At 66.7% G+C, this 19,976-nt stretch carries 19 protein-coding genes; 10 read left to right on the top strand and 9 right to left on the bottom strand.

Annotated features, from left to right (window positions below; translation table 11 throughout):
• Positions 1–7 precede the first annotated feature (7 nt).
• The 4 genes from dapA to ACSQ3Q_RS17000 all read right to left on the bottom strand — a co-directional run bounded on the left by dapA (position 8) and on the right by ACSQ3Q_RS17000 (position 2,537).
• Entirely contained in the window at positions 8–928 is a 921-nt protein-coding gene (dapA, locus tag ACSQ3Q_RS17015; protein WP_436135518.1) for a 4-hydroxy-tetrahydrodipicolinate synthase, read from the bottom strand.
• 324 nt (positions 929–1,252) lie between these two features.
• On the bottom strand, positions 1,253–1,642 hold the full coding sequence (locus tag ACSQ3Q_RS17010; protein WP_436135517.1) for a hypothetical protein: 390 nt from the start codon (positions 1,640–1,642) through the stop codon (positions 1,253–1,255).
• Positions 1,643–1,700: 58 nt separating this feature from the next.
• Entirely contained in the window at positions 1,701–2,153 is a 453-nt protein-coding gene (locus ACSQ3Q_RS17005) for a hypothetical protein (protein ID WP_436135516.1), read from the bottom strand.
• Positions 2,154–2,282: 129 nt separating this feature from the next.
• Complete coding sequence (locus ACSQ3Q_RS17000) at positions 2,283–2,537, bottom strand: hypothetical protein (RefSeq protein WP_436135515.1); 255 nt, start codon at positions 2,535–2,537, stop codon at positions 2,283–2,285.
• A 120-nt stretch (positions 2,538–2,657) separates the two neighbouring features.
• Between ACSQ3Q_RS17000 and ACSQ3Q_RS16995 the strand changes: the two genes are divergently transcribed.
• The 6 genes from ACSQ3Q_RS16995 (at position 2,658) to ACSQ3Q_RS16970 (ending at position 9,181) form a co-directional block, all read left to right on the top strand.
• Positions 2,658–2,888 (top strand): hypothetical protein, encoded by a 231-nt coding sequence (locus tag ACSQ3Q_RS16995; RefSeq protein ID WP_436135514.1) that lies wholly within the window; start codon positions 2,658–2,660, stop codon positions 2,886–2,888.
• A gap of 53 nt (positions 2,889–2,941) precedes the next feature.
• Positions 2,942–3,472 (top strand): molybdenum cofactor biosynthesis protein MoaE, encoded by a 531-nt coding sequence (locus tag ACSQ3Q_RS16990; RefSeq protein WP_436137020.1) that lies wholly within the window; start codon positions 2,942–2,944, stop codon positions 3,470–3,472.
• A 356-nt stretch (positions 3,473–3,828) separates the two neighbouring features.
• Complete coding sequence (locus tag ACSQ3Q_RS16985; RefSeq protein WP_436135513.1) at positions 3,829–4,188, top strand: collagen-like protein; 360 nt, start codon at positions 3,829–3,831, stop codon at positions 4,186–4,188.
• A gap of 263 nt (positions 4,189–4,451) precedes the next feature.
• Positions 4,452–7,058, top strand: a complete 2,607-nt coding sequence (clpB, locus tag ACSQ3Q_RS16980) for an ATP-dependent chaperone ClpB (protein ID WP_436135512.1) — start codon at positions 4,452–4,454, stop codon at positions 7,056–7,058.
• Positions 7,059–7,142: 84 nt separating this feature from the next.
• Positions 7,143–7,517, top strand: coding sequence for a hypothetical protein (locus ACSQ3Q_RS16975; RefSeq protein WP_436135511.1), 375 nt, complete (start codon positions 7,143–7,145; stop codon positions 7,515–7,517).
• Positions 7,518–7,741: 224 nt separating this feature from the next.
• Positions 7,742–9,181 carry a coniferyl aldehyde dehydrogenase gene (locus ACSQ3Q_RS16970; RefSeq protein ID WP_436135510.1) on the top strand — a complete coding sequence of 480 codons (1,440 nt, stop codon included), beginning with the start codon at positions 7,742–7,744 and terminating at the stop codon, positions 9,179–9,181.
• On the opposite strand, the gene ACSQ3Q_RS16965 is transcribed toward ACSQ3Q_RS16970, so the two are convergent.
• Both ACSQ3Q_RS16965 and ACSQ3Q_RS16960 read right to left on the bottom strand, forming a co-directional pair.
• A complete protein-coding gene (locus tag ACSQ3Q_RS16965; RefSeq protein ID WP_436135509.1) occupies positions 9,153–11,069 on the bottom strand; it encodes a hybrid sensor histidine kinase/response regulator in 1,917 nt (638 codons plus the stop codon). The two genes, ACSQ3Q_RS16970 and ACSQ3Q_RS16965, sit on opposite strands and share 29 nt — an antisense overlap.
• Positions 11,056–11,694, bottom strand: coding sequence for a response regulator (locus ACSQ3Q_RS16960; protein WP_436135508.1), 639 nt, complete (start codon positions 11,692–11,694; stop codon positions 11,056–11,058). Before ACSQ3Q_RS16960 ends, ACSQ3Q_RS16965 begins: the two co-directional genes overlap by 14 nt.
• Before the next feature lie 261 nt (positions 11,695–11,955).
• Between ACSQ3Q_RS16960 and ACSQ3Q_RS16955 the strand changes: the two genes are divergently transcribed.
• The 3 genes from ACSQ3Q_RS16955 (at position 11,956) to ACSQ3Q_RS16945 (ending at position 14,423) form a co-directional block, all read left to right on the top strand.
• Positions 11,956–12,549, top strand: coding sequence for a hypothetical protein (locus tag ACSQ3Q_RS16955; protein WP_436135507.1), 594 nt, complete (start codon positions 11,956–11,958; stop codon positions 12,547–12,549).
• A 184-nt stretch (positions 12,550–12,733) separates the two neighbouring features.
• Entirely contained in the window at positions 12,734–13,258 is a 525-nt protein-coding gene (locus ACSQ3Q_RS16950; RefSeq protein ID WP_436135506.1) for a GNAT family N-acetyltransferase, read from the top strand.
• Between the two features lie 10 nt (positions 13,259–13,268).
• Positions 13,269–14,423 carry a methyltransferase gene (locus ACSQ3Q_RS16945; protein ID WP_436135505.1) on the top strand — a complete coding sequence of 385 codons (1,155 nt, stop codon included), beginning with the start codon at positions 13,269–13,271 and terminating at the stop codon, positions 14,421–14,423.
• An 89-nt stretch (positions 14,424–14,512) separates the two neighbouring features.
• Here ACSQ3Q_RS16945 and ACSQ3Q_RS16940 read toward each other — a convergent pair whose 3' ends face one another.
• The gene (locus ACSQ3Q_RS16940; RefSeq protein ID WP_436135504.1) at positions 14,513–15,097 is read right to left on the bottom strand and encodes a hypothetical protein; all 585 of its coding nucleotides are present in this window, start codon (positions 15,095–15,097) and stop codon (positions 14,513–14,515) included.
• A 249-nt stretch (positions 15,098–15,346) separates the two neighbouring features.
• Here ACSQ3Q_RS16940 and ACSQ3Q_RS16935 point away from each other — a divergent pair, with 249 nt between their 5' ends.
• Complete coding sequence (locus ACSQ3Q_RS16935) at positions 15,347–16,300, top strand: tRNA dihydrouridine synthase (protein ID WP_436135503.1); 954 nt, start codon at positions 15,347–15,349, stop codon at positions 16,298–16,300.
• Between the two features lie 28 nt (positions 16,301–16,328).
• Here the strand turns inward: ACSQ3Q_RS16935 and ACSQ3Q_RS16930 are convergent, their stop codons facing one another.
• Together ACSQ3Q_RS16930 and ACSQ3Q_RS16925 are read right to left on the bottom strand one after the other, a co-directional pair.
• Positions 16,329–18,248, bottom strand: coding sequence for a phospholipase D family protein (locus ACSQ3Q_RS16930; protein ID WP_436135502.1), 1,920 nt, complete (start codon positions 18,246–18,248; stop codon positions 16,329–16,331).
• 396 nt (positions 18,249–18,644) lie between these two features.
• Positions 18,645–19,847 carry an ammonium transporter gene (locus ACSQ3Q_RS16925; RefSeq protein WP_436135501.1) on the bottom strand — a complete coding sequence of 401 codons (1,203 nt, stop codon included), beginning with the start codon at positions 19,845–19,847 and terminating at the stop codon, positions 18,645–18,647.
• Positions 19,848–19,976: the final 129 nt, after the last annotated feature.

Genomic DNA, 19,976 nt, shown 5'->3' with positions numbered 1-19,976 from the left:
GGTCGCCTCAGAGCGCCTTCAGGCGATCCTGTAGCGCCTGCGAGGCCGGCATCATCGGCGCGCGCAGCTCGTTGTGCATCCACCCTGCATGCGCCAGCATGGCCTTGAGCGGGGCCGGGTTGGGCTCGGCAAAACACGCGTCCACCCAGGGTTGCAAGGCCTGCCACACACGGCGCGCCGCGTGCAGATCGCCCGAGCGCAGCAAAGCCATCAACTCCACAAAACGCGGCGTCTGCCAGTGCGCGCTGGCCGATATGGCACCTGCACCCCCCAGGGCCAGCGTATGGAAGATCTGCGCGTCTTCGCCCGTCAACACCTGCAGCCGGCCATCGGCGATCAGCGCCTGCGTCTTGGCGGGGTTGCCGCCGCAGTCCTTGACGCCCTGGATGCGCGGATGCGCCGCCAGCGCCAGCAGCGTCTCGGTGGTGATCGTGGCGCCCGTGCGGTAGGGAATGTCGTAGATCAGCAGGGGCGCCGCGCTGGCGTCGGCCAGCGTGCGGAACCAGTGCAGCAGGCCTTCTTGCGAGGGGCGGATGTAGTGGGGGGCGGAGACCAGCAGGCCCGCAACGGGATAGTGCGCAAGGGCCCGCACCTGCTCCAGCATCTGGCCCTGGTGGTAGCCCGACAGCCCCATCACCACGGGCAAACCCTGGGCGGCGCCGAGCACGGTTTCCAGCACCTGCAGTTGCTCGGCCTTGTCGAGGGCCGCCGCCTCGCCGGTCGAGCCGCAGGCCACGAAGCCCGCAACACCGTCGGCACAAAGCCGGGCGGTGAGGGCTGCCAGCGCCGGATGGTCCACGGCGCCGTCCTTGAACGGCGTGACCAGGGCGATCCACAGCCCGCTGAAGCGAGTGCGGGTGTGCGCAGGGAGTGTGGCCGGGGGAGTAGTCGGGGAGGCAGCGGGGGAGGGTGTCGTCAGTGTCGGCATGCGTAGCGTCCTTTCAAGGTTCGACCAAGGGAAGAACCGTCCGAAAAAGAACGCGCGGAATGCCGGGGAGGGAAGAAGAAAGAAAGGGGAATTTCTCTACCAGGTGGTTCCGTCGCTCATCCGGACGGAACCACAGCTCCGGTCAGATGAGCTCTGGTTTTTTGGCTTTGACCACGCACTGCAAGGCCACCGCGGGAGCGGCGATCAGGGCAGAAGTGCAGTGCGTGGGCATGGGGCGCAGTATAGCGAGGGGCTCCGCATCCGCTGTCGCCAAGCCGCCACGGTGGGCGCGGCAGGGTGGGTGGGGGCCGCTCAAAACGGGGGTTAACTCTGGCTGTCCGCTCCGGTGGCACCGGGCGCCGTGTCTGCGGGCGGAGGCGCAACCAGTTCAGGGCAAGGCCAGGTCAGCAGCTCGGCCAGGCGGGTGACGATCCAGGTGGCCTCGGGCACGGATACGCCCGACTCAGCGGTGCACAGACCGGCGTGGATGCGCGTAAGGATCTCCGACTCGGACGGGGCCTGCACGTGGTACAGCGTCTGTGCATGCTCCACCAAGTGGCCTGCAAGGTCCTCACACAGTTCGTAGCGGGTGCGCACCACGGCGGGCTTTTCGGTCAGGCGGTTGCGGGTGTCGCTGTACACCGCCATGAAAGAGGGCGGAACATGGATCTGGTTGTCGTCGTCGTGCATGCGCCATTGTGGCGGCTGCTGCATGCTGTAGCGCCGGCCCGTGCGGCTCAGAGCCGCCGGGCGCGGTGGCTAGCGTATGGGGCTAGCGCATGCGAGTGAAGAGGAGCTGCCGCTGGGTTTCCGTGTCCACCGATTGGAAGCTGGATGCGGTGACAGCGCCCATCTTGTGTGCGAGCTTTACCTGCTGGCGTCGCGGGAGCTTTTGCTGGTTGACCGCCGTCACCACGCGGATGAAGTTCACGCCGTCAAACGACCAGGTCCCGGTGGCCATGTTGTCCACCAGCACGTTGCCTTGCGGGTCCTTGTAGACCGCATGCTGGGTAAAGGTCTTGTTCTCCTTGAGCTCGGTCACCTGGTACAGGCGCGATTCTGCAGTGTCGTAACGGTGCTCCCATTTGCCCACGAGCGATGACGCTGTGTAGCCAGGCGCGCTGGCGATGTTGGCACTGCTGGGCGCCGCGGCAGCACTGCCGCTTTGCGCGAACAGTGGCGCACTGGCCAGGCACAAAGTCAGCAGAAGGAGTCGGTGTTTCATGCGCAGCCTGATCGATGGAAATGGATGGAGCGCGGAGTATCTCTGCTGTCCGCCGCCGGTGGGCGGCACTTACACCACGTAACCGCTGCTTGCTACAGACAGAGCAGCCGGTCGCGCACCCATTGCGCATCAATCGGGCGTGAACAGCCGCTCGAACCGGGCTTGGTCCGCGGGCAGCTCGAAGCTCACCACCTGGCCCATCTTCATGTCTGACAGCCGGCAAGCTCCAAACAGCGTGGTCTTGCCTGACAGTTCCATCACGTCGAGATCGATGATGGCGTAGGGATGGGGAACAAAGACCTGGTGCTCGAACACATCCTTGTGCGTATTGCGCGGCGAAGGGTAGAGCATGTACAGGGCGGTGGTGATGGTTTGCGTGGCCATGCGGGTGGGAATGGGGTTGGGACAGTGCAGGTAGGCAGTGCGGGCACTCAGGATGGACCGTGCGGGCATGCACTGGGAGTACAGTGCGGGCGAATCGTACAGACAATCGAAAAATCCTCCATGGCACGACTTAAAAGCGAATGGCCCGGCAAAGTGCTGGCACTGATCCAGAGCGGCAATCTGGCCGCCGCCATCGCGCAGATCAAGGTGGCCCCGTCGGTGGGCGACGTGACGCGCCTGCAGGCGATGCTGGCCAAGCTGCCGCAAAATCCCGCGCTCGCGCAACTGAACAAGGTGGTGGAGGAAGAGCGTGCGCTGCTGGCCGCGCCCCGCCTGCACCGCTCGCCCTGACCTCGCGCCTTCTCGTGCAACCCATGCAATCCACGCCAGAAAAACCTGCCGACATGACCGCGCCGCGTGTCTCCATCCAGACCGAAGACTTCGACCTCTCCGCCGAGATCGCGGCGCTGCGCCGCGGTGACAAGGGCGTGGGCGCAGTCTGCAGCTTTGTGGGCACCGTGCGTGACCGGAATGTGGCCTCCACGTCCTCCACTTCCGAGTCCTCGCTGCCCAACGAGGCGGCGCCAAAGTACGACACCGTGTCGGCCATGGAGCTCGAGCACTACCCCGGCATGACCGAGAAGTCCATCGAAGCGATGGTGGACGATGCCTTTCGGCGCTTTGACATCCTGGGCGCCCGTGTGATCCACCGCGTGGGGCTGTTGCAGCCGCTCGACCAGATCGTGCTGGTAGCAGTGACCAGTGCCCACCGGGGCCAGAGCTTTCAGGCCTGCGAGTTTCTGATGGACTACCTCAAGACCCAGGCCCCGTTCTGGAAGAAGGAAACCACCCCGCAAGGCGCACGCTGGGTGGATGCGCGGGTGAGCGACGACGCGGCGCTGGCGCGCTGGGGCATCGTGGCGCAGAACGCCTGACCGGCCTTTTCGCGCTGGCTGGAGTCGAAATTTTGAATGAAATTGGCCGCCAGCGCTTATTGGTATTGTGCGTGTAGCTATCAAAATAGTAGCGATGCTGGGATTGCGACCAACGTGCCGCTCCAGCGCTCAGCGCTCTTCTTGAGGGGAGGGCCCGAAGGCGCACTGCCTTTGGGGCGAGGCATCGTCTTGACCGTCCTGACCACACGCAGTCGACGGGCCGTCCTACACGGCCGTTTGGAATGCGCCGCTAGATTAGCCCTACCGCTTGCCAGTGACTTGTGAGAGTTCCGGCCAGAAAGAAACTCTCCGCACAGTTTCATCGTCGCGTGCGCTTCTCCCCATACAAGGCTCCCATGAAAATTTCGCTGCTGATTGCTGCACTTATCGCCACCCTAGGTCTTGCCGCTTGCGAGCGCACAGTGGTCACTCCGGCTCCGACAGCACCCGTAGTGGTCGTTCCAGGCCCCGCCGGGCCGGCAGGTGCTACGGGTGCCACCGGCTCGACCGGCTCCACGGTGGCCGTTCCTGGCCCCACGGGTGCGACGGGCGCTACCGGTGCTTCCGGCGCTACGGGTGACGACGGCGCCAAGGGCTCCACCGGTACTGCCGGCGCCACAGGCGCCTCTGGTGCCCCGGGCTACGACGGCGCCAAGGGCGACACCGGCGCTGACGGCAAAAAGGGCGACACCATGATCGTCGTCCCCGCCAAGTAAGTTATTGGCACTGCCCACCAAAAACGCAGGCGCGCTCCGCCTGCGTTTTTTTTGCGCTCGGCCAGGAGCATCAGACAGGAGGGAGATGTCTGTGGGTGTGTGGAGGGGCCGCTGGAACATCCCTCTCGTCGGGCAATCGCGCACCGGTCAGGGCAGACCTGCGCTTGAGCGGCATTGACCTGGCGCGAGGCCCAGTCGGGGCGTTGTCTTGAAATTCCAGCAGATTTGCCCCAAGTGCAGCGCAATTCGGAGGATATTGGACCATGCGTCTCGACAAATTCACCACCAAGTTTCAGGAAGCCCTGAGCGATGCCCAGACCCTCGCCCTGGGCAATGACCACGCCTACATCGAGCCTGTGCACATGCTCGTGGCCATGCTCAAACAGGACGACGGCCCGCGGGCGTTGCTCCAGCGCGCCGGCGTCAACGTACAAGGCCTGCTGGCCGCGGCGGAGTCGGCCGTGCAGCGCCTGCCCCAGGTGCAGGGCAATGACCAGGTGCAGGGCGGCCCGGAGCTCGGCCGCGTGCTGCAGGCGACCGAGAAGGAAGCCATTAAGCGCGGTGATCAGTTCATCGCGAGCGAGCTGTTCCTGCTGGCCGTGATCGACAGCAAGGGCGAGGCTGCGCGCATCGCCAAGGAAAACGGCCTGACCCGCAAGAGCCTGGAGGCCGCCATCGACGCCGTGCGCGGCGGCCAGAAGATGGACAACGCCGAGGCCGAAGGCCAGCGCGGCGCCCTGGCCAAGTACTGCATGGACCTGACCGAGCGCGCCCGCATGGGCAAGCTCGACCCCGTGATCGGCCGCGACGACGAGATCCGCCGCGCCATCCAGGTGCTGCAGCGGCGCACCAAGAACAACCCCGTCCTCATTGGTGAACCCGGTGTGGGCAAGACTGCCATTGTGGAAGGCCTGGCCCAGCGCATCGTGGCCGGCGAGGTGCCCGAGAGCCTCAAGGGCAAGCGCGTGCTCAGCCTGGACATGGCCGCCCTGCTCGCCGGTGCCAAGTACCGCGGCGAGTTCGAAGAGCGCCTGAAAGCCGTGCTCAACGAGCTGGCCAAGGACGAGGGCCAGACCATCGTCTTCATCGACGAACTGCACACCATGGTGGGCGCCGGCAAGGGCGAAGGCGCGATGGACGCGGGCAACATGCTCAAGCCCGCCCTCGCGCGCGGCGAGCTGCACTGCGTGGGCGCCACCACGCTCGACGAGTACCGTAAGTACATCGAGAAGGACGCTGCGCTGGAGCGCCGTTTCCAGAAGATCCTGGTGGGCGAGCCCACGGTGGAAGCCACCATTGCCATCTTGCGCGGCCTGCAGGAGAAGTACGAGGTGCACCATGGCGTGGACATCACCGACCCGGCCATCGTGGCCGCGGCCGAGCTGAGCCACCGCTACATCACCGACCGTTTCCTGCCCGACAAGGCCATCGACCTGATCGACGAGGCTGCGTCCAAGATCAAGATCGAGATGGACTCCAAGCCCGAGGTCATGGACCGCCTGGACCGCCGCCTGATCCAGCTGCAGATCGAGCGCGAGGCTGTGCGCCGCGAGAAGGACGAGTCCTCGCTCAAGCGCTTTGGTCTCATCGAAGAAGAGATCGCCAAGCTGCAAAAGGAGATCGCCGACTACGACGAGATCTGGCAAGCTGAAAAGGCCCAGGCCCAGGGCAGCGCGCACGTGCGCGAAGCCATCGACAAGCTCAAGTTCCAGATCGAGGAGTTCACCCGCAAGGGCGACTTCAACAAGGTGGCCGAGCTGCAGTACGGCAAGCTGCCCGACCTGGAGCGCCAGCTGAAAGAAGCGCAGGCGCAAGAGGACGGCAAAGACGGTGCTCCTGCCCCACGCCGCCTGCTGCGCACGCAGGTGGGCGCCGAAGAGATCGCCGAGGTGGTGAGCCGCGCCACGGGCATCCCGGTGTCCAAGATGCTGCAGGGCGAGAAGGACAAGCTCCTGCAGATGGAAGGCAAGCTGCACGAGCGTGTGGTGGGCCAGGAAGAAGCGATTGCCGCCGTGGCCAACGCCATCCGCCGTTCGCGCTCGGGTTTGTCGGATCCCAACCGCCCCACGGGATCGTTCCTGTTCCTCGGCCCCACGGGCGTGGGCAAGACCGAGCTGTGCAAGGCGCTGGCGGGCTTTTTGTTTGACAGCGAAGACCACCTGATCCGCATCGACATGAGCGAGTTCATGGAGAAGCATTCGGTGGCCCGACTGATCGGCGCGCCGCCAGGCTATGTGGGCTATGAGGAGGGCGGCTACCTGACCGAAGCCGTGCGCCGCAAGCCCTACAGCGTGCTGCTGCTCGACGAGGTGGAAAAGGCCCACCCCGACGTGTTCAACGTGCTGCTGCAGGTGCTGGACGATGGCCGCCTGACCGATGGCCAGGGCCGTACCGTGGACTTCAAGAACACGGTGATCGTGATGACGAGCAACATCGGCTCGCACCTGATCCAGGCCATGGTGGGGCAGGACTCTGAGGACATCAAGGAAGCGGTGTGGGGCGAGCTCAAGAACCACTTCCGCCCCGAGTTCCTGAACCGCATTGACGAGACGGTGGTGTTCCACGCGCTGGATGCACAGCACATCGCTTCGATCGCCAAGATCCAGCTGCAGCTGCTGCAAACCCGGTTGGCGAAGATGGATTTGGAGTTGCAGGTGTCGGACGCGGCCTTGGCAGAATTGGCCAAGGTGGGGTTCGACCCGGTGTTTGGTGCACGGCCGCTCAAGCGGGCGATCCAGCAGCGGCTGGAAAATCCGCTGTCCAAGCTGTTGCTGGAAGGGCGTTTTCCACCCAAGAGCGTGATTCCTGTCACGGTCAACCCGGTGCTCGAGCCCGGTGTCTTTCAGTTCGGCGCCGTAGCGCAGGGCTGACACCGTGATGTGTTGAAAGCACGCCGCCCGGGCTCTGTGAGAGCCCGGGCGGCGTTTGGCGCAGTTGTGAAGGAGAGGTGTCGTTTGAACGAATTTGTTGCCGATGGGCTGCGCCTGATCGTGCGCCTGGTGGTGATTGCCATGGGGCTGGTGCTGTTTGTGAGCCTCCTGGCGGCCGTCATGGTGCTGGCGCTGGTCTGGACCTTGCGAGCAGGCTGGGCACGGCTCACGGGGCAGCCCGTGACGCCGTGGGTGATGCGCATGGACCCGCGTACGGGCTTCAGCACGGCGTTTCGTTCCAGCCAGCGCTGGTCCACCGCCACGCGGGCAGCGGCGCAGGGCGCAGGCGATGGCACTCAGGGTACCGAGGGCCCAGAGGAGCCAGTGGCACCGCGCCGCGGCGGCATCCTGCCCGGAGCGGCGCAGGTGAGCGATGTGGAGGCGCGGGAGTTGCGCTGATCGGTGCTTTAGCACTGACCCCCTGGCGCGTACCGCACAGCATCGATCCGCACCCGTCCGCATCGACGCAACTCTCTAGACAGAGCTTTTGACACCGCACGCGGGCTCTGCGGCCCGATACTGCGACATGCTCCAACCTGCACCGTGCAGGCGCCGGCCCCGCATGCATACATGCTGGCAGCACAGTGCCAGGCGGGCTGGTGGCACCTCTTTATCATTCAGCCATGACACCAGCCGATATCCACGCCCACTTCGATCTCCAACGCCAGGCAAGCCGCGCGCACATTGAGGTGCCGCTCCTGGTGCGGCGCGAGCGTCTGCTGCGCCTGTCCAAGATGTTGGACGAGAACGGGCCGGTGCTGGCGGCCGCAGTGCAGGCCGACTTTGGCATGCGCTCGCCGCGCTTGACCGAGGTGGCGGATTTTTTCGTGCTGCGCACCTTGCTGTCGCACACGCTGAGCCACCTGGCGAAGTGGATGAAGCCACGCAAGGTGCGCACGCCCATCTTTCTGCAGCCCGCCAGCGCGCACATCCAGCGCCAGCCGCTGGGCGTAGTGGGTGTGATTTCTCCGTGGAATTACCCGGTGCAGCTGGCGCTGGCCCCGGCCATCACCGCGCTGGCGGCGGGCAACCGCGTGATGCTCAAGCCCAGCGAACTCACACCGCACACATCGGCCCAGCTGGCCCTGCTGGTAGCGCAGTTCTTTGCGCCCGACGAGTTCTGCGTGGTGCAGGGCGATGCCAACCTGTCGGCGCTGTTCGCGTCGCTGCCGTTCGACCACCTGGTGTTCACCGGCTCCACCGCCGTAGGCCGCAAGGTGGCGCAGGCCGCGGCCCAGCACCTCACGCCCACCACGCTGGAGCTGGGCGGCAAGTCCCCCTGCATCATTGACGGGCACTGCGACATGCAGGACGCCGCCCTGAAGATTGCGCACGGCAAGCTGCTGAACGCCGGGCAGACCTGCATTGCGCCCGACTACGTGCTGCTGCCCCGCGGCCGTGAGGGCGAGTTTGCACAGGCCTACCGCGCAGCCGTGGCGCGGCTGTTCCCGACCATCGAAGGCAACCCTGACTACGCCTCCATCATCACGCCGCGCCACCACGCCAGGCTGCGCACCATGCTGCAGCAGGCGCAGACGCAGGGCGCCGAGGTGCAGACCATCGACCCCGCGGCCGGAAAGCCTGCGGTGTCCACGGTCGGCACGCTGGGCGACGGTGCCAGCCGCCAGATGCTGCCCACGCTGGTGTTCGGCGCCACGTCGGCCATGCAGCTGATGCAGGAAGAAATCTTCGGACCCATCCTGCCTGTGGTGTCGTATGAGCGGCTGGACGACGCGATTGCGCACATCAACGCCGGCCCGCGGCCCCTGGCCCTGTACTGGTTTGGCCAGAGCGAAGCAGTGCGCGACGACGTGCTGCGCCGCACGGTGAGCGGCGGTGTGACGGTGAACGACACGCTGATGCACATCGCCCACGACAAACTGCCCTTTGGCGGCGTGGGTGACAGCGGCTGGGGCGCCTACCACGGTGAGCAGGGCTTCTTGCGCTTTTGCCACCAGAAGTCGGTGCTGGTGCAGTCGCGCTGGTCGATGGGCTCGATGTTCTATCCGCCCTACGGTGCCAAGTTCGACCAGGTCATGGGCCTGCTTCGGCGCTGGCTATAGCGGTCGATGTCGCTGCGGCATGTGGCTCGTCGGGGTCCTCGCCCGCCGCAGCATCTGCCGCCGGCGCCGGCCGTGGTTGCGTGATGAGCTGCACCATGGCATCGCGCAGCTGGCCGGTGGATACCGGCTTGTGCAGCAACAGGGCCGAGGTGGACTGCGCGTCGCGCAGGCGCTGCGGCGAGGTGTCGCCCGTCAGGATGATTGCCGGCACGGGCGTGCCCAGGTAGGCGCGCAGGGCCTGCAGCACCTGCTTGCCGGTCTCTTCGTGGCGCAGGCGGAAGTCCGTGATGATGAGGTCGGGCACGATGTCGAGCGTGCTGTCTTCCAGGCACTCCAGCGCATCCTTGCTCGACTCGGCCGTGATGCACAGGCAGCCCCAGCTTTGCAGCAGCGACTGCATTCCCGTGCGCACTGCCTCGTCGTCGTCGATGGCCAGAACTTTCAGCCCCTTGAGGCTGTGCGCATCCCGGCCGAGTGATGGGGCGCCCTCGTCTTCGAGTGCACCTTGCCAGCGGTCGAGCCACAGGCGGAACACCGAGCCGCGGCCAGGCTGCGACAGCAACTCCACCGACGTGTTCATCTCGCGCGCCAGCCGCTGAACAATGGCCAAGCCGAGGCCCAGGCCCTTGCGCCGGTCACGCTCCGGGTTGCCCAGCTGGTGGAACTCCCGAAAGATGTCTTCCCACTGGTGCTGCGGTATGCCCGCGCCGGTGTCCCACACCTCCAGCGCCAGGCGCTTGCCGCGCGTGCGGCACGCGATGAGCACGCCGCCCCGCCCGGTGTAGCGCAGTGCGTTGGAGATGAAGTTGTGCATCACCAGCCCCACCAGGGAGCGGTCGGCATACGCGGCGGCGGACGTCTCGCGCGTGCGGTACACCAGCCCGGCCGTGTCGGCCTGCACGCCAAACTCCTGCTCCAATGCGCTCAGGAGCGGCTGTACGGCAAAGGGGGCAGGGCGCACCTTGACCACCCCGGCCTCCAGCCGCGAATAGTCGAGCAAGGTGGTGAGCATCTCGGCTGCCGCCCCCGAGGCAGCGTGGGCATGGCCCAGCACCGTGCGCTGGTGGTCATTGAGCGGGCTGCGCTGCAGCGATTCGAGAAACAGACCCATCGCATGCAGGGGCTGGCGCAGGTCGTGGCTCGCCGCCGCCAGAAAGCGGGATTTGTCGCGGTCGGCGCGCTCGGCTGCTTCTTGCGCCGCCAGCGCGCGGTGAGATTCGGCGCGCAGCTCGGTCACCAGCCGGTCGTTTTCGAGCTTGAGCGCGATGCTGCGCCGCGTAGCGCGGTCGGCCGTGCGTGCCTGCATGCAGGTGAGTGCGTAGTACACGGTGGTCAAGAGGAGCGCAGGCCACATGGCCGGCCCGCCTGCCAGCGCCACGGCGATCATCACCCCGCCCATGGCGCAGGTCAGGTAGGTCACATACGCTCTGAACAGGGGCGCCCCCAAGCCCAGCGTGCCAGACGACACGGTGCTGATGATGCCGATGGCGTAGATCACGCTGTCCTGCGTGCCCCAGTACAGCACCACATAGCCGAGTCCGCCCCAGCTGAGCCCCATGGCGGCCATGCAGACGATGAGCTTGCACACCGCTTGCCGCGCGGGGTCGGCAAAGGGCGCCACGCCCTGCACCGTGATGTAGACCCCGCACACCACCAGCGCGTGCAGCACCAGCCAGATGGCAGTGGCCTGCGTGTCTGCCACGTGCGCCATCACCCACAGCGTGCCCAGGGCCGTGGCCAGCGAGGCCAGCAGCGTCATCGGAAAGTTCTGGCGCAGCAGGGCGACTTGCTCGCGCAGCACCTCGTCGCGCTCCCACACCCGCCACCCCCAGCGCGTGGGCGGATCCATGGCGTCACGCGCCGTAGGGAGCACGTCAGAGCGTGTCATGCAGCTGCGGGGTCGACAAGCCCATGCGCTGCGCGGCCAGCAATGCGGCGCTGCGGCTGTTGACGCCCAGCTGCGCAAAGATGGCGGCCACGTGCACGCGCACGGTGTTTTCGCTCAAGCCCAGGTCGCGGGCGATGACCTTGTTGGGCTTGCCGGTGCACAGCAGGGCCAGCACATCAAGTTGCCGTGCGGTCAGTGAAGGGGTAGCGGGCCCGCGTGGAGACGCAGTGCTGTGGCCGCTGTGGATGGGAAAGCAGGGCTGCCCGGCCAGCGCACAGGTGATGGCATTGAGGATGTCCTCTGCACTGGCCGACTTGAAAAGAAAACCGTCGGCGCCGCGGGCCCGCGCCTCGTGGATCGCATCGGGCGCCACACTGGCGGACACAAGCACGATGCGGGCGTGGGGGCAGGCCTGGCGCAGCGGGCGCAGGCCATCGAGCCCATTCATGCCGGGCAGCTGGATGTCCAGCAGCACCAGGTCGGTGTCCACCGCGTTCAGGGCGCAGGCTTCGGCGATGGAGCCCGCCTCTGCAATCGTGCCCACAGCGGGGTGGTCCTGCACGATCAGGCGCAAACCTGTGCGAAACAGGTTGTGGTCATCTACCAGCAGAAGACGGGCAGTCATCCGACAAGTATTGCGCACAACGTGGTGTTGCGGACTAGTCCATTTGTGCGATGGACGCTGGCAAGGGCACTTTCTAGACTTTCCGTCAAGCATTGAAAAGCACTTTGCCGGCCGCGCCGGCCCGCCTCAAGGCGGCAAGGTCATGGCGCGACCTCCGAGGGGGCGGCGGCCCCTGTAACGCAAGCGCGGGGGATGGGATGCAAGTGCACACCAATGCGCAGCCTTTGCCTTTTTCACTTTTGCTGTTCAGAGGGATTTGTCATGACATTCACTGCATCCATCCATGGCTCTGGTTCTGCCACCGCGTCCGCGCGCCACAACGAGCCGCGGATTCTGCCGCCCAGTGTGGCCCCAGGGGGCCCGGGGCTGGGGGGAAACACGGTCGCGCAGATCGTGGAAGAAAACTGCCCGGGGATGCTGGCGTCGGCGGGTGTGGTGATCGAACACCTGGACGCCCAGGCGGGGACCTGGCAGTGTTCCACCGACGACGGGCAGACTTGGCGCGCGGTCCGCACCGACCTCGTCAACCGCCCCGGCCACATGGGCCTGGCGCTGGACCGCGATGCCCGGCTGCGCGTGCTGCCTTTTGGCGGCCACCGGGTGAGCGGCGCGCGCGTGGCCTTCCACACCGTGCAGCGCAGCCATGGGCAGGGCAACGGCAGCTACCGCGCCTACGCCGACGACGACCGCGAAGACGGGTCCCACACCGTCACGCTGGTGTTGGGCCTGGCTGCGATCAATGGCACGCCGCCTGCGGTCCACGTGCCGCGCCCCCGCAACAAGCGGGCGCTGGTGCAGCGCGCGGCCTCGGCTGCCGCAGGCGCTTCGCTGGTGGGTGCCATGGCACTGGCGTAGAGCGCTGAGTGCGCGGTGATGGTGTTGCGCAGCACTGCCGCTGCTGCCACAGATACTGTCCGCAGGGTGGCGGAAACCGGGTGTGATCGAGGGCAAGGCAGGGCCCCGCACAGGGTGAAAAACCGTTTGCGGCGACAATGCCGGTCCTTTCGTATTTTCATTCCCCGTTTCGTTCGGTTTTTCCATGTCCAGTATCCAGGTTCGTCCCGCTACGCTTCGCGATGCAAAAGCCATCGCCCAGATCCATACCGTCTCTGCCCAAGAGGCATACAAAGGGGTGGTGCCAGACGAGCAGTTGAAGTCCATGTCGTCGGTTGAAAAGCGCCAGGCCTACTGGCGCGAAGCCATTGAATATTGCGAGCCCCAGGTCCAGGTGGCCACCGACGGCGAGAAGATCGTCGGTTTTGTCGGCTACGACCGCTCGCGCGATGAAAAGTCCCGCCCCACCACTGGGGAAATCTGGGCCATCTACGCAGCCCCCACCCACTGGAACCAAGGCGTTGGCCTGGCCCTGTGGGACGCCGCCCGCGATGGCCTTCAGGAAGAAGGCTGCACCAACGTGACGGCCTGGGTGCCGCTGCGCAACGAGCGTGCCCTGCGCTTTCATGAGCTTGCGGGCTTCAAGCGCGAACTGTCCACGGCCAAGACGGCGGTGGTCGGTGGCGTGAAGATTGAAGAAGTGCGCCTGAAGCGCCCGATCAACGCCTGAGCACCCACCCATGATCACTTGGAGCCATCAAGGCCAGCCCCAGCAAGCCCAGTGGCGCTCTGAAAGCGGCGCCCCGGCGCCGCGCCGGGTTGTCACTGCCGACGACACGCTGGCCGCCGACACGGCGTTCCGCATGGCGGCCGAAGGCACCGGCCTGCTCTGGCAGGGTGATTTTCAGAACGCGCGCCATCTTCTGCAAGCGCTGATGCGCCGGGCCGACCGCAAACCGGTCAAGGCTGCGGCCCGGGCCGCGCAAAAGCTGGCAACTGCCACGCCCGCCGAGGCCTTCCACCTGCACCGGCAGGCACAGGCCCAGCGCGCACGCGTGCTGGCCGCTGTGCTGATTCCGCTGGAAGGCGACTACAGCATTGCCCTGCGCCGCGCGCCCGACTGGCGCCAAGCCTGTACCGAGGCCTGGGGCCCTGCCACGGGTGAGCGCTCGGTGGCCACGCTGCGCGAGCTGCTGGGCCTGGTCGGCGCGCACGAATGGCGCAAGAAGGGCGTGGAAGTGTCCGCACTGGGCGCACCGCCGCTCAATCGCATTCATCCGCATTACGGCGTGTTCTCGCCAGTGCGTGGCGAGTATGTGGACTTGGTGGCCAACACCCCGCTGCCGGCCAAGACGCTGGCCTTTGATGTCGGCGCGGGCACTGGCGTGCTGTCGGCCGTGTTGGTGCGCCGCGGCGTGCAACGCGTGGTGGCCACCGACCAGGACCCGCGTGCGCTGGCGTGCGCAGAGGAGAACCTGCAGCGCCTGGGCGTACTGCCGCGGGTAGAGCTGCTGAAGGCGGACCTGTTTCCGCCCGGCCGCGCGCCGCTGGTGGTGTGCAACCCGCCGTGGGTGCCGGCACGGGCCAATTCGCCCATCGAACACGCGGTGTACGACGAAGGCAGCCGCATGCTGCGCGGCTTTCTGGCCGGGCTGGCCGAGCACCTGGAGCCCGCGGGCGAAGGCTGGCTGATCCTGTCGGACCTGGCCGAGCACCTGGGCCTGCGCCCGCGCGAGCAGTTGCTGGGCTGGATTGCCGAAGCGGGCTTGGTGGTGCGTGGCCAGCACGACGTGAAACCGCACCACGCCAAGGCGGCTGACGCGGCCGATGCCCTGCACGCGGCCCGCGCGGCCGAGGTCACGACGCTCTGGCGGCTGGGCGCTGCGGCCGCCTGATTGGAGCGCGGGCGCGGGTTTGCCAGCGGTTGCCATCCGCTGGCGGGTGCCGTGCTTGCTCTTCTCGCTTCTCGCTCCCCGTTCCTTGCTCAGGCCAAGGCCACGGGCTGGGTGGCGCCAAACGATTTGGCTGTTTCAGGGGCCGCCGGTGCCTTTGCCGCTGCCGGCAGCAGTTGCTCAAACCGCTCGCGCAAGGTGGCGGCCCGCTCGGCGCCTGCCGCCAGGGCGACTTCGTCAAACATCGCTTCACCCACGTCCAGCATGCTGTCCTCGTCCTTGGCAGCACGCAGCGCTTCGCGGAACTGCTGCGCCAGCACCGGGTCGCGGCGGGCAAACAGGCGTTCGCAGGCGTCAAAGAGGTACATGCGGGCACCGGCCAGGGAGCGCAGGGCTTCTGCGGGCTCGGTGCGCGCTGCGGCCGGCGCGGCAGGTGTGGGGTTGGGCGCGTTCGCAGGCTTGGCGGTGGACGCGGGCGGCCATTCTGCAGGCCCTGCCAGGTAGCCCTGGCGCATGAGGTTGTCCACGATCTGCGCGCCGATGCCGTTGTACATCGCTTGCAGGTCCGACAGCGGCTTGCCGTCGGCCAGCAGCAGCAGCGAGCGCTCCCGCAGGCTCAGCGTGCGCACGCCGGGTGAGAGTTCCAGGCGGGCTTTTTCGGTTTTTTGCAGCAGCATGGGTGGCTCCAGTCGCGGGGGATGGGGCAATTGCACCAAGCGGGGATGACGTTGTGATGACCCGGTGCCGCACAATGGCGGGCTGCTCGCGCAACCCGCGGCTGCCTCTCAAAGCCATTGCTATTGTTTTTGTAGCTGCTAGCGCTTATGGAATAAGCGCTAGGCCCTGTTTATATTCAAATTCCCTGTGAACACGCTCCCACCACGTGCCGGTTTGGCGCCCACGCGGTGCCGGGCGTCCGACCCGCGATGACCTTGCTGCTGGCCCCGATGGAGGGGCTTCTCGACTTTGTGCTGCGTGATGTGCTGACCCGCGTGGGCGGGGTGGACCGCTGCGTCTCTGAATTCATCCGCATTACCGGCACGCTGCTGCCGGACAAGGTGTTCTTGCGCTATGTGCCCGAGCTGCGCAACGGCAGCCGCACGCTGGCCGGGGTGCCGGTGCGCGCCCAGCTGCTGGGGTCTGATCCGGTCAGCATGGCGGAAAACGCCGCGTGCCTGGCGGCGCTTGGGCCCGAGGGAATCGACCTCAATTTCGGTTGCCCCGCCAAGGTCGTCAACCGCCACGGCGGCGGCGCGGCTTTGCTGCAGGATCCTGAACGCATCGCTGCGGTGGTGGCGGCCGTGCGCCGCGCGGTGCCCGTGCACCTGCCGGTCTCCGCCAAGATGCGCCTGGGTTTTAACGACACCGGCCTGATGCGCGAGTGCGCGCAAGCCATGGAGGCCGGCGGCGCCTGTGAGGTGGTGGTGCACGCCCGCACCAAGGCCGACGGCTACCGCCCGCCGGCGTACTGGGAGCACATCCCTGCGGTGCGCGCCGCGGTGCGCATCCCCGTGGTGGCCAACGGCGAGATCTGGACCGTGGCCGACGCGCAGCGCTGCCGCGAGGTGTCGGGCTGCGCTGCGCTCATGCTGGGCCGTGGCATCGTGGCCGACCCGGGGCTGGCCCGTGCGATCCGGGCGGCGGATGCGGGCCAGCCGGGCGCGGACACCGTGAGTTGGCCCGAGCTGCTGCCGCACATCGCGGCGTTCTGGCAACTGGTGTGCGACGACCTGGAGCCGCGTCAGCGCGCGGGCCGCCTCAAGCAATGGCTCAACCTGCTGCGCCGGCGTTTCCCCGAGGCCGAGGTCGCCTACCAGCATGTGCGCACGATGACGGATCAACGCGCCATCACGGCCTGGGTGGCAGTGCAGCAGGGGTGATGCCGCCGCGCCCGACGTCTGCCTGGTCTCAGAGCAAGTGATCGGGCGCGAGCGGCCCCAGCAACTGCAGCATCAACCGCAGCGGTGCGCTGGCATCGGGCTCCGACGTCGCGTCGGGCAAGCCGCTGCCTTGCGGTGCGTGCCATACCAGCCGACCGTCGTTCAGTTCCACATGCCAGGCCGCGTCGCGCAGCGCGCTTTCGATCTGTGCGCTGGCGCGGCGCGAGAGTTCGCCGCTGCGGATCAAGAGTGCGATCTCGGTGTTCTGCCGCTGCGAGCGGATGTCCAGGTTCATCGACCCGACGGCCAGCAGGCGCCCATCCATGATCAGCAGCTTGGAGTGCAGCATGGCGCGCGAGCTGCCCATCGATCCGCCCCCTGCGCTCCCGCCCTTGCCACCGGTGCTACCGGTGGAGCCCAGCGCTCCGCTCAGCACCCCAGGGAGTTCGCTGCGCATTTCGTACAGCTCCACGCCCATGGCCAGCAGGTCGGGGCGGTGCCGCGCATAGCCTGCGTGGGCAATGGGGGCGTCGTTGGACGCGAGCGAGTTGGTGAGCACCCGCACCCGCACGCCGCGCGCACGGGCTGCGGCAAACGCCTGCTTCATGTCGGGCCCGGGCACAAAGTACGGCGACACGATCAACAGATCGCGCCGGGCCTGCCCCATGAGTTGCAGCAGGCCATCCACGACGGTGTCGGTTTGCGCCTCAGTGAGCTCGGCCTCATTGGCGGGGCGGTCGGATGAAGTTGCCACTGCCGGAGGCGCGCCATTGCCTTGCGCGGCTGCACTGGCCGGTGCGGCGGCCGGAGCGGGCGTCGGCACCGCAGGCGGCGCAGAAGCTGGTTCCGCCGTGGCCGCACGCTGTCCGCGGGCTGCGATGGCCATCGGCGACGCGTTGGCGGGTGCCTTTTCTGGCAGCGTAGGGGGCGACGTGTTGTCTGGCGGGATCTTTGCGGGCTTGTCCACCAACACGGCGGCGGGCGACCAGGTGAACTGGGCCTGGGCCAGGTCCATCGGCTGCTGATCCCAGATGCGGGCGCGTTGCGCGACAGTAGAGCGTCGCCCGTCGGCCGGGGGCTGGTTGTCGGGAGCGAGCGTGCCCCCCTGGCCGGCCACGCGATCGCGCTGGGCGGCGTCCGTGGCGCGCAGGCGCTCACGCAGCGCGTCCAGCTCCTCGCGGGTGACGAGCGACTGCACGGGGTACGCGCGGTCGTTGTTCCAGTAGCTGTCAAAGCTGCGCGAAAGGTCCTGCACGATCGGGCCAGCGGCCAGTACGTCGAGGTCCACAAAGTTGCCGGACTCGGCATTGCCAAAGTAGGCATCGCCCAGGTTGCGTCCCCCCGTCACGCCCATCGCGTTGTCGGCAATAAAAAGCTTGTTGTGCATGCGCTGCTGCACGCGCGAGAAATCGCCGATCACGCTGAACATACGCCCGATCTGCGAGCCGCGCGCACCGGTCAGCGGGTTGAACATGCGCATCTCGATGTTGGGCACAAAGGCCAGGCGCATGACCTGCGCGTCGCGGCCGGTGCTGTGAAAGTCGTCGAGCAGCACGCGCACGCGCACGCCCCGTTTGGCCGCTGCCACCACGCTCAACAGCAGGCGCTCACTGCTGGCATCGGCATGGATGGCGTAGTACTGCAGGTCCAGCGTCTTCTGTGCGGCGTCGACCAGCGCGAGCCTGCTGCCATAGGCTGCCTGCGGGCCACTGAGCAGAACAAACCCGGAGGGGTGACGCGCCCCGGCAGCGGCACGGCGCTCTTCAACCAGTTGGCCCAGGGCTGTGCCAGCGGGGGAGGCGAGGGCGCTGGACACCGGACGGTCCACATCCTTGGGCAAGCCGGCGCACCCGGTGATGGCCCCGGCAAGCACCACGGCCACAAGTGCGAGCCAACCATAGCGGGCCGTGGAGGTTAAAAAAGCAGGGGCAGTGGGCGTGGACGGCATGGCGCGATTGTGACTGCGCAGGGCTTTCCGCGGGTGTCAGACGCCGCGCCTAGGCGGTAGTGGAACTTGGCCGGCAGACAAGGTGGGTGAGCACGCGCTGCGCTGGCTGTTGTTTGGTGGCGGCAAACCGACTCGTGGATGGCTTTGTGGTCGCGTCGCTAGGGGCTCCCGCACCGCAACCGCACCGGGCGCGGGAGACCATCAAGTGGGTTGCCCCGCGTGCGACCCAACTGACTGGCCGGGGCTACACCGCCGTGCGACTAAACGCACGGGCGTTGATCGCACCCCTGCTTGGCGCGTGCGGCCATCGGTAGCGGCGTCGTCTGCCAACCCTATACAACAATGCTTGCAGAAAGGATGCGCACCGGGGCACAAAGCAGCCAGCGCCATGCGCATTTACCAGTTCACATCCCGATCCGGCGTCGCGCTGATCTTGTGGATCGACAGGTCGGCGCCGTCAAACTCTTCTTCTTGCGTGAGCCGCAGCCCCACGGTGCTCTTGAGGATGCCGTAGACCACGAGCCCGCCCAGCAACGCCCATGCCACGCCAAGGGCGCTGCCAATCAGTTGGGCCGAAAAGCTCACACCGCCCAGCCCGCCCAGGGCCTTGCTGCCAAAGATGCCGGCGGCCAGCCCACCCCAGGTCCCGCACAAGCCGTGCAGGGGCCACACACCCAGCACGTCGTCGATCTTCCATTTGTTCTGCGTCAGGGTGAACATCACCACGAAGATGGCACCCGCCACCGCGCCCACGACCAGGGCGCCCAGCGGGTGCATCAGGTCTGAGCCTGCGCACACGGCCACCAGCCCTGCCAGCGGGCCGTTGTGCACAAAGCCGGGGTCGTTCTTGCCCAGCACCAGCGCAGCCAAAGTGCCGCCCACCATGGCCATCAAGGAGTTCACGGCCACCAGGCCCGAGAGCTTGTCCACGGTCTGGGCGCTCATCACATTGAAGCCAAACCAGCCCACCACCAGCACCCACGCGCCCAGCGCCAGAAACGGAATGTTGGAAGGAGGGTGCGCCGAGATCGCTCCATCCTTGCGATAGCGGTTGGCGCGCGACCCCAGCAAAATCACGGCCGGCAGGGCGATCCAGCCGCCCATCGCGTGCACCACGATCGAGCCCGCAAAGTCATGAAACTCTTCGCCCGTCAGGCCCTTGATCCAGGCTTGCACGCCAAAGTGCTGGTTCCAGGCGATGCCTTCAAAAAACGGGTACACGAAGCCCACGATGACGGCCGTCGCCATAAGTTGCGGCCAGAACTTCGCACGCTCTGCAATCCCGCCTGACACGATGGCCGGAATGGCCGCGGCAAAGGTCAACAGAAAGAAGAACTTGACCAGCGAATATCCGCTTTGCTGCACGAGCGAGTCGGCGCCTACAAAGAAGTGCGTGCCGTAGGCCACGCTGTAGCCCACCACAAAGTACATCACGGTCGACACCGAGAAATCCACCAGGATCTTGACCAGCGCATTGACCTGGTTCTTTTTGCGGACGGTGCCCAGCTCCAGAAACGCGAACCCTGCGTGCATGGCCAGCACCATGATGGCCCCCAGGAGAATGAACAAGGCGTCCGTGCCCTGTTTGAGTGCTTCCATAACGTCCTCTTGCGTTGAATTGATCGTTTCTGGTGCGTCTTGTGGGGAACACCAGATCTGCACCAAGTTGAAGCAAGAAGTACGCCAAGTTATGGTGCGCGATCACGCACCATGTTGGGACTAAACGGA

This window comes from Acidovorax sp. LjRoot129 (assembly GCF_964253765.1).
Classification (GTDB): Bacteria; Pseudomonadota; Gammaproteobacteria; order Burkholderiales; family Burkholderiaceae_C; genus Acidovorax.
Note: the sequence above shows the minus strand (reverse complement) of the source record. Positions and strands in the feature narration are given on the sequence as shown.

What these genes read in the sequence shown, in the direction of transcription:
- ACSQ3Q_RS17010 (WP_436135517.1), bottom strand. Translation starts at nt 1,642, where the DNA reads ATGCAGCAGCCGCCACAATGGCGCATGCACGACGACGACAACCAGATC.
- ACSQ3Q_RS16950 (WP_436135506.1), top strand. Translation starts at nt 12,734, where the DNA reads ATGTCCAGTATCCAGGTTCGTCCCGCTACGCTTCGCGATGCAAAAGCC.
- ACSQ3Q_RS16985 (WP_436135513.1), top strand. Translation starts at nt 3,829, where the DNA reads ATGAAAATTTCGCTGCTGATTGCTGCACTTATCGCCACCCTAGGTCTT.
- ACSQ3Q_RS17000 (WP_436135515.1), bottom strand. Translation starts at nt 2,537, where the DNA reads ATGGCCACGCAAACCATCACCACCGCCCTGTACATGCTCTACCCTTCG.
- ACSQ3Q_RS16925 (WP_436135501.1), bottom strand. Translation starts at nt 19,847, where the DNA reads ATGGAAGCACTCAAACAGGGCACGGACGCCTTGTTCATTCTCCTGGGG.
- ACSQ3Q_RS16940 (WP_436135504.1), bottom strand. Translation starts at nt 15,097, where the DNA reads ATGCTGCTGCAAAAAACCGAAAAAGCCCGCCTGGAACTCTCACCCGGC.
- ACSQ3Q_RS16930 (WP_436135502.1), bottom strand. Translation starts at nt 18,248, where the DNA reads ATGCCGTCCACGCCCACTGCCCCTGCTTTTTTAACCTCCACGGCCCGC.
- ACSQ3Q_RS16960 (WP_436135508.1), bottom strand. Translation starts at nt 11,694, where the DNA reads ATGACTGCCCGTCTTCTGCTGGTAGATGACCACAACCTGTTTCGCACA.
- ACSQ3Q_RS17005 (WP_436135516.1), bottom strand. Translation starts at nt 2,153, where the DNA reads ATGAAACACCGACTCCTTCTGCTGACTTTGTGCCTGGCCAGTGCGCCA.
- ACSQ3Q_RS16965 (WP_436135509.1), bottom strand. Translation starts at nt 11,069, where the DNA reads ATGACACGCTCTGACGTGCTCCCTACGGCGCGTGACGCCATGGATCCG.
- ACSQ3Q_RS16955 (WP_436135507.1), top strand. Translation starts at nt 11,956, where the DNA reads ATGACATTCACTGCATCCATCCATGGCTCTGGTTCTGCCACCGCGTCC.
- clpB (WP_436135512.1), top strand. Translation starts at nt 4,452, where the DNA reads ATGCGTCTCGACAAATTCACCACCAAGTTTCAGGAAGCCCTGAGCGAT.
- ACSQ3Q_RS16970 (WP_436135510.1), top strand. Translation starts at nt 7,742, where the DNA reads ATGACACCAGCCGATATCCACGCCCACTTCGATCTCCAACGCCAGGCA.
- dapA (WP_436135518.1), bottom strand. Translation starts at nt 928, where the DNA reads ATGCCGACACTGACGACACCCTCCCCCGCTGCCTCCCCGACTACTCCC.
- ACSQ3Q_RS16935 (WP_436135503.1), top strand. Translation starts at nt 15,347, where the DNA reads ATGACCTTGCTGCTGGCCCCGATGGAGGGGCTTCTCGACTTTGTGCTG.
- ACSQ3Q_RS16990 (WP_436137020.1), top strand. Translation starts at nt 2,942, where the DNA reads ATGACCGCGCCGCGTGTCTCCATCCAGACCGAAGACTTCGACCTCTCC.
- ACSQ3Q_RS16995 (WP_436135514.1), top strand. Translation starts at nt 2,658, where the DNA reads ATGGCACGACTTAAAAGCGAATGGCCCGGCAAAGTGCTGGCACTGATC.
- ACSQ3Q_RS16945 (WP_436135505.1), top strand. Translation starts at nt 13,269, where the DNA reads ATGATCACTTGGAGCCATCAAGGCCAGCCCCAGCAAGCCCAGTGGCGC.